The organism is Megasphaera sp. SW808, from assembly GCF_012027795.1.
Classification (GTDB): domain Bacteria; phylum Bacillota; class Negativicutes; order Veillonellales; family Megasphaeraceae; genus Megasphaera; species Megasphaera stantonii.
In genome coordinates this window covers 1-14,789 of record NZ_SJOT01000022.1, presented here as the reverse complement: position 1 = coordinate 14,789, position 14,789 = coordinate 1, and the positions used below count along the sequence as shown (strand labels likewise).

Sequence of the window (14,789 nt, the reverse complement as noted above, 5' to 3'; positions counted from 1 at the left end):
TCGGTTATCACAATAAAAAACAGCCGCTTTTCTGTAAGAATCCTCTTTGCAGAAAAGCGGTTGTTTGTCGTGGTATAACTCATGGTTCCTGCAGCGTCCAGCCGCAGTCGTTATGGTAAATCATTTGGCGGGTCATGCCGCCGTCGATACAGATGTTTTCGCCGGTAATAAATCCGGCTTTGTCTGAACACAGGTACAATGCCATATTGGCGATGTCCATAGGATTTCCTACGCGGCCAGCGGGATGCTGGGCGGCGTCGGCTCCATCATAGACCGTATAAGCTGTGTCAATCCAGCCGGGAGAGATGGAATTTACTCGTACTTTTCCGGCCAGGCTGACGGCTAGGGCGTGGGTCAGGGCGGCAATTCCTCCTTTTGCAGCTGTATAGCTTTCCGTTTCGGCCTGGCTCATGCGGTCCCGGGACGATGAAATATTCACGATGGCAGCTCTCGGCGCAAAGTACGACATAAAGAGCTTCGTCAAATAAAATGGCGCGGCAACGCCGACTTGCAGGGCATAGGTAAATTCTTCATAAGAGCATTCGTGAATGCCCTTCATCAGGGGCATAGCATTGTTGATGAGGTAATCGACCTTGCCGTAGTCGGCAATAACTTTTTCGGCAAAGCGCTGCAGCACGGCTTTATCGGCAATATCACCGGTGAAATACTCGTTGTTCTGCTTATCTATAACACAGACGGCAGCGCCGTTTTTCTGAAATTCTTCGGCAATGCATTTGCCGATGCCTTGAGCGCCGCCGGTCACGACGGCTACTTTATGTTGAAACATACAGCATCTCCTCGTATTAGCGTAGTAGTTATTAGAACTTCTCTGTCTACTGGCGGAATGGAGTGCGATACATGTTTCGCAGCACCGCATGAAAGCCGGTAGCTGTAAGGAGAAGGCGGGAGCCGGTGCCTTCCGTTAGAAGAAATTCCGTTTTCTGTTAGGCGGCATGTTACGGTTTGCAGATGCCGCAGGGCGTATAGCCGGCATTGATAGCTTCTTCACGCGATTCCAAATACACGCGATGGTCAGCCCGGATTTTCTGTTCGGCCCGACAGCCTTCAGAATGGAACTTCATGCTGTGCGAATTACCTACATAGGCCAGAGCCATAGCCGATAGCCCCAATGTCAGCAGACAACAAAGGACGATAGTCTTTCGTATCATCTGTATCACCTTCCATTTATAATCTCTCTAATAGTATCCAACACGCTGGGGCAGAATGCAATAGGGATACGATAGAATATGTATGATTTTTTATTTAAAAGGTGTACAATATATTATAAGAAATGAACGTGATAAAAAAATCCTGCCGACAAGCAGGAGACGTCAAATCAATGGGAGGTGATGTATGAGGCATATCGGGAGTGTCCGGGGAGCAGCTGGTTCGTGCTGTACAAATGCTGTTTCTGTGGCTGCGAATACACGGAGAAGCCGACGTACTTTTTCTGATGCGGACGAAACATGTCAGTTTATCCGGAAGAAATTACATCTGATGAAGATATCGTGCGCAGGGAAGCAGAATATAATCTATGGATTAGTGCTATCAGCCTTCTTATGTTCCTGATCCGGAAACACAGATTTGGTCCCGATGCCATCAGGACATGTGCATGGATCTACCAAAAGAAAACTTTGGACATGCTGGCTGCTTACTAGCAGGATTAGTTCTGCTTATGTTCGAGACATTCATGTATTTGATTGGTGTAAAGGGGTGTATCGTTTTGTTGAGTTTGCTGGTGCTGGTGTGGGGGTATTAAGCTGTTGTAAGATATCCTTAATTATAAAGATGCAGCGATATTCAACCTGAGAATACATTCGTATCAAAAGATCCTTACGCAGAGAGCGCTGCAGGTCATGACGGCAAACAAAAAGATAATGGATTTATACATTTGCTTTGTGATTGATGAACTCGCATAGGGGTGGGTAATATTAAAATTTGTACAGGGTAATCATATAAAGTACGTGCAGTGTGACGAACGTATCAGTGATCTCGTCTTAGGGATGATTGCTATGTACCATAAATTAAATCTTTTGCTTTTATTCTTGATGACAGTCGGGATGATCTTCTTTGGAGACAAGCTGTATTACAGATATAACTATGGTGTTGACTATAGAAATTCGTTATGAAGCGGACGAAATAGTAATTGATGAGTGGAAAGTTTACATCAGAAAATATAGAAAAAAAGCAGTCATTTAAGGAGGCCGCGTTGCTTTGACTTAACTAAGACATTAAGATTATAATTGACATATACCATTTTGAACTGATTGAAAATGCCTGATTAAAATTTTATTTGGAGAGATAAAATGGTTCGTGCATATTATTTTGCCCCAGCTTTAGATTTTTTAGGTTTAAAAGATGAAGATATACTAGGAAAAGTATTAGTTAACAATGAATTTGAAACTACTGATCTACAGAGAGTTGCATGGAAACAAGAAATAAATATCTTGAAAGAACAATTGATGGAGGTTAATTCTGGAGATATTATTCTGGAATATACGATACCGCGAATTGGTCATAGAATAGATGCTGTGTACATATTTCAGGGTATTGTTTTTGTTTTGGAGTTTAAAATAGGAGAACATCAATATAGAAAAGCTGATGCAGATCAAGTTATGGATTATGCGTTAGATCTAAAATATTTTCATGAAGAAAGTAAGAATCTTTATATTGTTCCAATGCTTATTGCATCAGAGGCATCTGATAAAATTGTAGAGGCTGAATTTGTGTCTGATAAAATTTCTAATGTAATTTTATGTAATAAGAATAACATTGGTCAGTATATAACGGCCATTTCTAAAAATATCAGTCCATCTGTAGTTTCTATGAATAAATGGGTTAACTCCAGGTATTTTCCTGTTCCTACAATTGTAGAAGCGGCACAATTTTTATATCAAAATCATACTGTTGAGAATATCTTGCAAAACGAAGCTGGCATACAGAATTTAACTAATACGACTGCAGCAATAAATAGAATTATTGACGATTGCAAACGTAATCATAAAAAGGCTATTTGCTTTATAACCGGGGTTCCTGGCGCTGGTAAAACTTTAGCCGGTTTAAATATAGCGTCTGAACGTCATTGTTTTCAGGAGGACGAACATGCTGTATTCCTTTCAGGTAATGGTCCTTTAGTTGATGTTCTTCAAACGGCATTGGCAAAAAACCAGAATATTCATAATCATGTTTCATTAGCTGAAGCAAAGCGAGAGGTTAAATCCTTTATACAAATTATACATAAGTTTCGTGATGAAGCTTTAATAACTGAAATGCCTCCTATTGAAAAAGTAGTTATATTTGACGAAGCGCAAAGAGCTTGGGATGCCAAGGCATTATCTAGCTTCATGGCTCAAAAAAAGGGGATTTCTGATTTTAACAAATCAGAACCAGAATTTTTGATTGATATTATGGACAGACATAAAACTTGGTCAGTTATTATATGTTTAGTTGGGAATGGACAGGAAATTTATAAAGGTGAAGCTGGAATTGCCGAGTGGTTTTCTGTTCTTAAAAATAAATTTTGTCACTGGAATATTTATTTTTCGGATAAAATGGCTTATTTAGAAAATTCTAAAACTTTTTTTCCGAATTCTAACGGTCATATTGTTTCTTCGCTTCATCTAGGCGTATCTTTGCGTTCTTTCCGAAATGAAAAAGTTTCTTTATTTATTAAACAGCTGTTAGATAACAAACCTCATGAAGCAGCGGGTATTTATTCTGACATCAAAGAATTATATCCTATTTTTGTAACTCGAAACTTGGAAAAAGCAAAAAAATGGGTGCGTTGCCAGGCAAGAGGAAATGAACGCTTTGGAATGCTTGCAAGTTCAGGCGCAAAGCGTTTGCGAGGAGAAGGAATATGGGTGCTTCCTAAGATTGATCATGTTGCTTGGTTTTTAGGAGAAAAAAGCAATGTAAATTCTTCTTATTTTTTAGAAGTTCCTGCATCTGAATTTAAGGTTCAAGGATTGGAAATTGATTTCTGTTTGATTGCTTGGGATGCTGATTTGCGTTATGTTCAAGGGAGGTTTGATTTTTATAAATTCAGAGGCTCATCTTGGCAGCATATCAATCTATCTCAGGATCAGGTTTATTTAAAAAATGCATATAGAGTCTTGCTTACAAGAGCTAGGCAGGGATTTGTAATATATGTTCCTGCAGGGGCAAATGTATTGGAAGATGTGACAAGAGATTCTGAAATTTATGACAGCATTTTTGAATATTTAAAATCCTGCGGCATACAAGAGATTGATTAAACTAGATTTAAAATTAGTAATGCAAAAAGAATTGATATATTTAATTTATAGTCTAATTATACAATAGTTTGCAATGTTTAACAGCCTTTTCATTGTTTGCTGTTAGACTGTACAATAGCGGAATTGCCAGAACATTTTCTGCTCGTAATAATTTATCTTAATACTTCAATTAATACCTCAATGGAGTTTATAGATCCGAAGTGAATAGAATTTTATTTCCGTAGAACTGATGCCATAAAGAATGTTGCCGGCATATTATATGATGCTCATATGCAGCTAGGTTTTCTTGCAAAGAGCCGATACAAGCCGATTTTATTTATCTTTGTATCAGCAAAAACGGCGGTTGTCCAATTGTTTGATTTTCATGATGTGGTACCCCGTTAAAGAATTGCTCTGTCAGGCAGGAATCGGGATATATATGTTTGTGTAGTTCATCAGTTTTAGCTTGTTTTCCATGTTTCCGCAGATTATTTAACTGATGTTGCCGGCTGATGATAATTCAGATAACTGAAAATCACGGCAGGCATTGCGATGATGTCTAAAATATCATATTTCAGGGTATGCTGAATCAGCTTTTTTAGCATATCAGCTGTTAAACCGCAGGATAACCTACTGTCAATGGTGTGTAGTTATCACCTCATTGAGATGTTTTGCCGTTGGATCCAGCTTGAGAACTGTATTATTTCCCAAAGCCTAATTCAACGGCATTATTAGATAGCCAATGCAGGATTTGCCGTTTTTCTGTTTCGATATGGGCTTATTCATAATTATGATGAAAAAATGACTGAAGACATTTTTCTTGTTGTTGGGATGGGCATGGTTAGAGGGGATAGATATGTCATTGAAGCATTTTCCGAATTTGAAAATAGACGCAACGCTTTAGTAGTTATGTTCTGACGAATGGAGTCATTGGTGACGTATTTCGTTGAATAGGGATGGCATGCGAAGTCAGCACTTGGTACATTTGCTCTAACAGAAAATGCTGATAAAGGAAGCAGTCGGACGAAGTTGACTCTGGATCTAAAAGGCATATAAGAAATTATATTAGTAGATCACGTATCGGTTTAGATACGGATAAGAAATGTGCAGAGAAAACTTTAAGAAGTCTACCAATGACCGGAGTCTCGGTGTATAATAAAACAATATTGCATTGCACTTGTTGGTAGGGATGAGATTCACTTTTTGCAGGGATCTCAGAGTATATGTAGGGATTATAGCAAGATATTATTCAATTCAGCAGATTTCTAAGAATAGAAAAATTTTGTTTGCTGCTTTATGTAAATGGGTGTGTTTATGGTAAGCTGAATATTTATGGGGAATTTCTGGGGATTTTGAGACATTAAAAGATGACGAAGTAAAATCTGAATAAATATAAAGAGGAGTAGAGAATGGAAGAAAGAGTTCAATCCGTTCCAGAAGCAAGATTGCTGCTGGCCTCCCTGCGTTCTGTAGGGTATAATGAAGAAACTGCGATTGCGGATATTATAGACAATTGTATTTCGGCTCAAGCCCATGAAATCAAGATCCACTTTGACTGGGAAAAGAAACGAATCGTAATTTCTGATGATGGCTTCGGCATGAGTGAAAAGAACCTGATTGAGAATATGCGTATAGGTTCTTCTGATCCCCGCAAAATTCGAGGAAAAGACGATTTGGGTCGATTTGGCATGGGTATGAAGACAGCAGCCTTCTCTCTTGGGAAAAAGCTAACGGTCATAACAAAAGCTGATTCTGCTGTGAGCAACGCCTCTTGGGATCTGGACCAGATTCCAGAGATTGGGTGGAACCTGATTATTCGAGACAAAAGCGAGATTTCTGAGTTTTCAGCTCAGATTGGTGAGCAGGGAACAATTGTTGTCATTGAAAGTCTGGATCGTATGATTGATATTGATGACGAGAAGAAGGCTAAGAATAAATTTTATAGGGTTGCAAGTAAAACGGAAAAACATTTAGCACTTACATTTCATCGATTTATTGAGGAAGATGATCTTGTTCTAGAACTGAATGGAAATCAAATTAAAGCATGGAATCCATTTATTTTGGAAAATAGTGCAACTCAGGAACTGCCGGAAGAATCGATTTTCTCAAATGATGGCTGTGCAAAGGTGATAATTCAGCCTTATGTTCTGCCGCATAAAACAAAATTTGCATCTGATGACGACTATCAAGCAGCAGGCGGGCCCAAAGGATGGAACTATCACCAAGGCATCTATGTTTATAGAAACAGACGATTGATTATTTGCGGAACATGGTTTGACTATATAAAAAAGGAACCTGCATACAATCTGGCGCGTATTAAAATCGACATAACATCGGCCAGCGATGAGGATTGGAAGATTGATATTAAAAAGTCCACCGCATCTCTGCCCAGTTATGTCAGAGATACAGTGGAACGGGAGATTGATCTCTGTACTGAAACCTCAGCTCGCGTATATAATTCCCGGGGAAGCTACTCAAAGTCCAATGTTAGTACTCCTAATCTGGATTATGTATGGGAGCAACGAAAAAAGAATGGCCGATATTCTTTTCATATTAATAGGAAACACTCTCTGTTGAATGATATCAAAAAGCAACTGGATGACCGAGGTAAATCAATTCTATCAGCATATCTTACTCTGGTTGAAAATTTTGCACCGTTTATGCAGTCCGGAATTTCAGATTCTCTGCAGAATGGAAAAGTTCATGCAGGGCCTGATAAGACTTCTTTGGAATATCGCGTACAAATCAAAGAATTAACAGATATGATTTCAATCTTCTTGTCGCAGGGCTTTACTAAAGAAGAAACACAATCTACGCTGCTGGACATGCCTAATTATAGACACCTTCAGGAGGATATTATCAGACTAGTGGAGGAAGCATAATGATTAACACGCCGAAAGATTTAAATGATATTGAAGTTGGTTTATATAAGAGTGGATATGAGTATTGTGAGAAATGTGTAAAAGAAAAACATCTGGCTATTGCGGAAGCAGTTGAAGAGACTGCATCAAGATTTGGCGTCTTAAATATGATCTCTGACATGGAATGTTTCAAGAAATTCCTGTTTAGCGAAGTAACTGCTTACACGGAACCTTCTGTTGGTGTGTGTGATCCCAATCTGGAAGACAGGACTTGGTGGGATAAGCTTAAACATGATCATGCATTTAAACCGGAATACTGGACTCGCTACTATAACTATCTGCTGAAGAAACCTGCTTGGAGTATTACGTCAGTGGAAGAGATTAACTCTTCTACTGACGAGATTATGAATGCTTTGACCAATCCCAGAAAAGGGGCGGCCGGCGAACGGATGGGTATGGTATTCGGCTATGTTCAGTCTGGCAAAACTGCACATTATATAGGCATGATCAATAAGGCCTACGATGCGGGATATCGTATTGTGATTGTGCTGTCCGGCATTCATAACAGCCTCCGCAGCCAGACTCAGTCCCGTATTGATGAGGAAGTCCTGGGATATGAAACAAGTCTGGAAAATATCGGGGATATGACTCGTGAGCGCAATGTGATTGGTGTTGGTATAGGTCCTCGCAACCAGGTTGAAACTGTTGTCCAGTCTATTACGACACGAGATGAAAAGGGTGATGTCAATAAAAAAACGGAAGGGGTATCTATGATGCCTCCGTTTATGATTGTTACCAAAAAGAACGCTTCTGTTCTGAGAAGGATTTTGCGCTTCTTCCGCAAAAATCATTGTGCAGAAATCATAGATGGGAAGAAGAAAATCCCAGCAAAATATCCTGCACTTATTATTGATGATGAAGCAGATCAGGCTTCTATCAATACGAATGAAAGCTATGATGATCAGGGAAATGTTCTGAACGACTATAATCCTACAACTATCAACGGCTTGATTCGGGATCTGCTGGGCGTATTTGAATGCCGTTCCTATATTGGCTATACAGCCACGCCTTTTGCAAATATCTTTATTCCACCCCACATTGACGACAAAACATATGGAACTGATCTCTTCCCCAGAGATTTTATTTTTAGATCTCCGAGGGCAGATCAGTATATTGGCGCAAGAGAGTTTTTTGGGTTAGGCGATACCGAGGATATCCCCGCGATGCCGCTTTATCGGAAAATCGTGGATGGAGCATCTTATCTCGGCAAGGGCACTAAATCTACCGATGAGGTTGGTGAACTGCCCAATGAACTTAAACTGGCTGTGAAATACTTCCTTCTGTCTACTGCGCTTAGGAACTGCAGAGGGCAAAAGAACAGGCCTAATACGATGTTAATCCACATTGTCCGCTTCGTTAGACAACAAAACAAGGTCAAGCAAAAAGTTTTAAAATATTTCAAAGAAGAGATTGCGCACTATATTCGTTATGGAGATCTCACCATCAAAAGTGAGCTTAAATCGATTTGGGAAGGAGACTATCTCCCGTCTACTGATAAAATGAAAGCACAGTTCAGCAAATATATGTCTGACTGCAGGGATGTCAGCTGGGACTGCATTTGGAGTGAGGTTAAGCGCCTGATTACGGATAAGGAAATCGTTGTATACAGTGTCAATGGTAAGAGCGAGGATGTTCTTCTCTATAAGAACCACGAAGGAAAGCCGTTCAACGTCATTGTGATTGGCGGCGATAAGCTCTCCAGAGGCTTGACGCTGGAAGGACTGACAATAAGCTATTTTACCCGCAGTTCTAATACATACGATACGCTGATGCAAATGGGCCGATGGTTCGGTTTCCGCCCTGGTTACTTGGATGCCTGCAGACTATTTACTACACCGGCTCTTTATGCAAGTTTTTCTCATATTTCCATGGCTACTGAAGATCTTGCTGCACAATTTGACTTTATGAACAGTGTTGTTCAGACCCCGAAAGATTTTGGCTTGCGAGTTGCATCTCATCCGATACTGGAAATTACCAGCCGGAATAAAATGAGAACTGGTCAGGAATTTAAACGTGACTTCAGCTGCAAGCTGAGCCAAACTCGTGTATTCGATATTGATGGAGAACAGTATGACAGAAACTTTGAAGCTGTAGAAGACTTTTTGGATGCGATCAAAAGTTGCCGCATAACGGCAGAACAATATCAGCAGATATTTGGCAGGAAAGCTCCCGGTGAGCATTTCTTCTATCGAAATGTGTCAGCCCATGATGTTGTTAACTTCTTTGAAAATTATGAGACATCCAAAACTGCAACTAGAGCAAAGAGCAAGTATATGGCAGATTATATCCGTACTATGAATGCGGATGGAATCGGCGGCGTTAAATCATGGACGGTCTGCCTGGTCAATGTCAGCGGTCATGGTAGAAATTTTGATATTGCAGATCTTAACGATGTAGGCGGAGGTATTTACAGAAAAGAAGGGTCTGGTGTAGATTCCTACGAGACCACCTGTTCCATTCATACGATGACATCTGCTGATCATGAGTATTGGGATTATAACAAGTCCATATATGACAAAGTTCAGGAACTGAAGGAAAAGTATAAAAATGACCCTTCTAAAACAAAAGTCAATGAAATTATTCGGAGAGAAACAAGACCATTTTCGAATGGACTGCTAATCCTGTACCCTATTGGAAATGCGGGAAAGCTGACTGCTCAACAGGGAGAACACAAGACTCCCTTTGGGTTTGCGGCGGTATTCCCTGACCGCAAGGGCAAGGGGGATCTCAAGTCCTATCGAATGAATGACATTGCATTGGAGAAAGATAGCGATGAGCTTTACGGCTGATATTTACAAAAGCATATTGCGCGATATAGCATTTGCAGAGGCAAACCAACCATCCCCTTTTGCGATGCGTTTGGTGAAGTTTGACAATGACATTATGGTTGCTTTTGCAGTCAATATTGCTACAAGAATGCGTTCAGCGTTCTTATCTGTAACCTCAGAAGTACCTAAGAGCAAATTTCCCCACTGGAAAGGCGTTGAAATTGAGACAGTTACACTGCCGGCGTATGGAATTGATACGCCTTTTGTTGGACTGTCTCAACTGCCGAATAGTGCCAGCGATATTTTTGAAATTGTTGTTGAAGACTTGAGAACACAGCTGGAATCAGCAGAAAACACCGAGGAGTCCCTATCTGTCATTATCAGAGTTCTGATAAAATGGAAGGAGTTTTTTGCTGCTGATAAAGAGTTGCTGATGTCTGAAAAGCGTCAGCAGGGGCTTTATGGTGAGCTGCTGTTTTTGAGTGAGTGTCTGGATTCACAAGGCCCGTCAGCAGTGTTGCACTGGGCCGGCTGCGAAGATGAGGTCCATGATTTCTACTTTGGTCCTCATGCAGTTGAAGTAAAAACCACCTCTGCACAGGCTCCCTATTTTGCTAGTATCAGCAGTGAATATCAACTGGATAATGATGATATTCCGGGGAAATTGTTTCTGCGCTTCTATGCGCTTCGTAAAAGTCACAGCGGAGGTGAAAAACTGCCGGAACGAATTTCTGCCATCCGCAGCAAGTTGTGTGAAGATATATCAGTTCTGCAGAAGTTTGATGAAAAGCTAAAAAAGTACGGTTATTTTGATGAAGCTGCAGATAACTATATTGTTGGCTACTATCAGCGAGATCGTTATTGCTTTACAGTAGAAAATGATTTTCCTAAGCTCACAAAAGAAGCAGTACCGCTGGGTGTTGCAGATCTTACATACCGAGTCAGTATCATGCTTTGTATGCCGTATGCTCAAGATATAAACTCTGTATTTGAAGTGTTAAGAGGAGGGGCCTAACGTGGTAAACGAGAAGATTCTTGATTTCTATAAGGAATTTCGAGATGAGATTCTTGGGTATGTGAAAGAAAATGGTCCTATTTCGACAAATATGGCTTTCAAAGCTTTATTCCTATCCTACCTTACGGAAGCGGGAGAAACTCTTGTTTCAGACTGCACGCTGGTGGACTTTAAAAAGGACAGCGACAATATGAAGCTGGACGGCTATGCATTTAGTGAGTATTTCCATTCTCTTACCTTGCTGGTGAGCAAGTATCAGGCTAAGGCGAAGCCGGAAAAGGTGAAGAAGACTGAAATTAACAGGCTTTTGAAAAAAGGTCTGAAGTTTTACAAGACTTGCGGCAATGACTCGTTTGAGGCTTTAGAGGAATCCAGCGATGGTTATCAGGCGTATGAGTTTATTAAAGCGCATAAGGCAGATATCGAAACGGTTAATGTCATTTTATTGACTAATGATGAAACGATCCAATATGTTCCGGAAGATACTCGCCAAGGAAAGGTAACCATTCGTTTTGATGTCTGGGATATTGAAAGACTGTATCAAAGTATTCTTGGCGGTGCGGCTGTGGAGCGTCAGCTTGTTGTAAAGTTGAAAAAAAAGTATGGTGCTTCTCTGCCTTTAATCAAAGTTAGATGTGATAATGAGGTTTATGACTGCTATATTGGCATCATTTCGGGTGAGCTTTTAGCACGGATTTATGAAGTTGAGGGACAGGATCTTATTCAGAAGAATGTTCGCTCATTTCTGCAGGCAACCGGCAAGGTTAATAAAGGGATCAAGACGTCGCTAGCCAATGAACCTCAAATGTTTATGGCCTACAATAACGGCATTTCAACTGTTGCGGACAGTATCACTGCTGACGAAAACCAAAGTTATGGAGATATTGTAGCTATTACGGAAATTACCGGTTGGCAGATTGTGAATGGCGGTCAAACAACAGCGTCGATTTACAACGCCTATAAATCAAAACTTCCTCTGGATCAGGTGAATGTGCAGATCAAGTTGTCTGTTATCAAGCAAAAAGATCAGGCAGAAGCTATTATTCATAATATTTCCAAATATGCAAATAGTCAGAATAAAATCAATATGTCTGACTTTAATGCCAATGACGCATACCATGTCAAAATGGAACGTCTGTCCAGGGCTATACCGATTCCAGCTGCAAAGGGAAAATCCACAGACTATTGGTTCTATGAAAGAGCCCGAGGTCAATATTTAGTTGAATTAAATCGTCAGCCTACCGCGGCAGCTAAAAAGGAATTTAAGAACCGATGCCCGAAGAGCCGTTGCATTTCCAAAACTGTAGCAGCAAAGTGTATGATGGCTTATCAGGGGTATCCTAATATTGTCAGCAAAGGCTTAGAAACTAGTTTTATCTACTTTTCGGATATGGTTTCCAAGGATGGATTTCCTGAGCCATCTGAACAGAGCTATATTGAGATGATTTCCAAAGTAATACTGTTCAATTGTTGTGATGAAATAGTTAAAAGTTTGAAATTTGGAGGTTTTAAAGCGCAACAGGATTACTATACTGTGGCACTGATTGGAAAGTATTATTCGTATTTAATTAAGCCGCAGGAAATTTGGAATAATCAGACAATCAATGCGGAGACCGCGAGGATAATAGAAAAATTGGCTTATTTTGTGTGGGATCATTTTCAAAATCCTACGGTTCCCGGTGTTAATATTAGTCAGTGGTGCAAAAAGGCAGATTGCTGGGAACTGCTTCAGCACCGTTATGAAGCGAAAATGAAAAAGCAGGAGAATAGATAAGGAATGCCATATTCAGTAGTGGATTTGTTTGCAGGAGCTGGCGGATTGAGTTTGGGGTTCAGGCAGACAGAAAAATTTGATATAAAAGTTGCCTTTGAAAACAATCCTATAATGCAGAAGACATACAAAAAAAATCATCCAGGAGTAGAGGTTTGCGGTGATGTCTGTCAAGCGGATTATGGGCAAATTGAAAAAAAATACGGAAAAATAGATGTAGTTATTGGGGGGCCGCCTTGTCAGGGATTTTCAAATGCAAACAGGCAAAAAAATCATGCCATAAGTCGGAATAATTCTTTAGTAAAACAATATATACGAGCTATTCTTGAGTTAAGGCCTAAAGCATTTGTTATGGAAAATGTCAGCATGCTGAAATCGGATGTACATAGATTTTATCTTTGTTCGCAGGACCTTTCTATGATAACGACGAAAGACATTAAAACAGAAATTACTCCTATAGTGTTGCTGGAGAAAAAATTTATTTTTAATGGAGTTTTAGCTATTATTAAAAACTCAGCAAGAATTAAACAGTACTTATGGCCGGAGGATGATTATCTGAAGCTTAATGTAATTTATAAAACGGCAAAGAATATAAATAAACTTGAGACAGCCCTTGAAAAGCATAAACGAAAGCTTTCCCGTATTTCAGAAGCACATATACATGAAGGTACGAATGATATTATATTGCAGGCAGATTCGAGAGCTTTTGAGGCATTATTACTTTATTATGATGGAACTCTGAATATAGAAAATGTGAAAGAAAATATTGAAGCTGCAGTTATGTATCAGCGTATGCTCAGCATCGCATTAGAAATTATCGATAACGACATTGTTGTAGAACAATATAATACAGAAAAAGATTTAAAAGCTGAGGTTAGATCTTTTGCAGTGTTTGACTATTTACGAGCGAAACTTGCAGCGGATGAAGATGTAAATGGATATTATATTAAAGCTGATGTTCTTTCTGCGGCACAATTTGGAGTACCTCAAAAAAGGATGAGGTTTATTGTGATGGGAATTCGGAAAGATATTTCTGATAATGTTAATCTTCCGGAAGGCCAGTTTAGTGACGGGGAGTATAGAACTGTAAGAGATGCTATAGAAGATTTAGCTGATATTGAGCCGATTTATGATGTTAATAATGACAACGGCATAATACTCAAAAAGAAAGATAATCTTGGCGAATTGGCAAAAGTTCTCAGAGATGCAAATGTTCTTTATAATCATGTTATTACAAAGACCACTGAGGTTGCTATGCAGAGGTTTAAAGTACTTAAACAAGGGCAGAATTTTCATGCTTTATCAGAGGAACTAAAAAAGAATACATATACAGATACAACACGTACTCAAAACACAATTTATCTGAGGCTAAATTATGACGAGCCATCTGGTACTGTAGTTAATGTGCGTAAGTCCATGTGGATTCATCCAACCCAGGATAGAGCTGTAAGTATTAGAGAAGCTGCTCGTCTGCAGTCTTTTCCAGACAGCTTTATTTTTATAGGAACAAAAGACAAACAGTACCAGCAAGTAGGAAATGCAGTGCCGCCTTTTATGGCAAATGCAATTGCTGAAAAATTAGCAGAACAATTGAAAAATGTGCTTTCGAAAGAAGATGATTTGAATGGCTGATATGCATTCAAAAGAAGTTCGAAGTCGTAACATGTCTCATATAAGAAGTACTAACTCGAAGCCAGAAGAGCTTGTTCGCAAATATCTTTTCGCAGATGGATTTCGGTATAGGAAAAATGTGAAGACTCTGCCAGGAAAGCCAGATATTGTATTGTCTAAGTATAAAACCGTTATATTTGTAAATGGATGCTTCTGGCATAAGCATGATTGTCCTAAATTTGTATGGCCATCGTCAAATACTGAATATTGGATACCAAAAATTCAGCGCAATGTTGAACGAGATCAACGCAATTATGCTGAATTGCAAAAACTTGGATGGAATGTAATTATTGTATGGGAATGTGAATTAAAAAAGAAAATCCTTGATGAAACAATGAATCGATTGGAAAAAGAAATTTTAAAAGGCGGAAAGAAATAATACTGCAAAATATTTTCTCTTTGTACAAT

The 14,789-nt window shown here is 39.5% G+C and carries 9 protein-coding genes; 7 read left to right on the top strand and 2 right to left on the bottom strand.

The window, feature by feature from the left end:
- Positions 1–79: 79 nt before the first annotated feature.
- On the bottom strand, positions 80–787 hold the full coding sequence (locus tag E0L13_RS08655; RefSeq protein WP_168061801.1) for an SDR family oxidoreductase: 708 nt from the start codon (positions 785–787) through the stop codon (positions 80–82).
- A 169-nt stretch (positions 788–956) separates the two neighbouring features.
- On the bottom strand, positions 957–1,169 hold the full coding sequence (locus E0L13_RS08650) for a nuclease (RefSeq protein ID WP_168061779.1): 213 nt from the start codon (positions 1,167–1,169) through the stop codon (positions 957–959).
- 1,137 nt (positions 1,170–2,306) lie between these two features.
- On the opposite strand from E0L13_RS08650, the gene E0L13_RS08645 reads away from it, so the two are divergent.
- The 7 genes from E0L13_RS08645 to vsr all read left to right on the top strand — a co-directional run bounded on the left by E0L13_RS08645 (position 2,307) and on the right by vsr (position 14,760).
- Positions 2,307–4,256 (top strand): DUF2075 domain-containing protein, encoded by a 1,950-nt coding sequence (locus tag E0L13_RS08645; protein ID WP_168061777.1) that lies wholly within the window; start codon positions 2,307–2,309, stop codon positions 4,254–4,256.
- A gap of 1,388 nt (positions 4,257–5,644) precedes the next feature.
- Positions 5,645–7,117 (top strand): ATP-binding protein, encoded by a 1,473-nt coding sequence (locus E0L13_RS08640; protein WP_168061775.1) that lies wholly within the window; start codon positions 5,645–5,647, stop codon positions 7,115–7,117.
- Positions 7,117–9,945 carry a Z1 domain-containing protein gene (locus tag E0L13_RS08635; RefSeq protein WP_168061773.1) on the top strand — a complete coding sequence of 943 codons (2,829 nt, stop codon included), beginning with the start codon at positions 7,117–7,119 and terminating at the stop codon, positions 9,943–9,945. The genes E0L13_RS08640 and E0L13_RS08635 overlap by 1 nt, the downstream gene beginning before the upstream one ends.
- Positions 9,929–10,939: a PD-(D/E)XK motif protein gene (locus E0L13_RS08630; protein WP_168061771.1), complete on the top strand. Its 1,011-nt coding sequence runs from the start codon at positions 9,929–9,931 to the stop codon at positions 10,937–10,939. Before E0L13_RS08635 ends, E0L13_RS08630 begins: the two co-directional genes overlap by 17 nt.
- Before the next feature lies 1 nt (position 10,940).
- Positions 10,941–12,713: an AIPR family protein gene (locus tag E0L13_RS08625; RefSeq protein WP_168061769.1), complete on the top strand. Its 1,773-nt coding sequence runs from the start codon at positions 10,941–10,943 to the stop codon at positions 12,711–12,713.
- Between the two features lie 3 nt (positions 12,714–12,716).
- Positions 12,717–14,342 (top strand): DNA cytosine methyltransferase, encoded by a 1,626-nt coding sequence (locus E0L13_RS08620; protein WP_168061767.1) that lies wholly within the window; start codon positions 12,717–12,719, stop codon positions 14,340–14,342.
- Positions 14,335–14,760: a DNA mismatch endonuclease Vsr gene (vsr, locus tag E0L13_RS08615; protein ID WP_168061765.1), complete on the top strand. Its 426-nt coding sequence runs from the start codon at positions 14,335–14,337 to the stop codon at positions 14,758–14,760. Before E0L13_RS08620 ends, vsr begins: the two co-directional genes overlap by 8 nt.
- Positions 14,761–14,789: the final 29 nt, after the last annotated feature.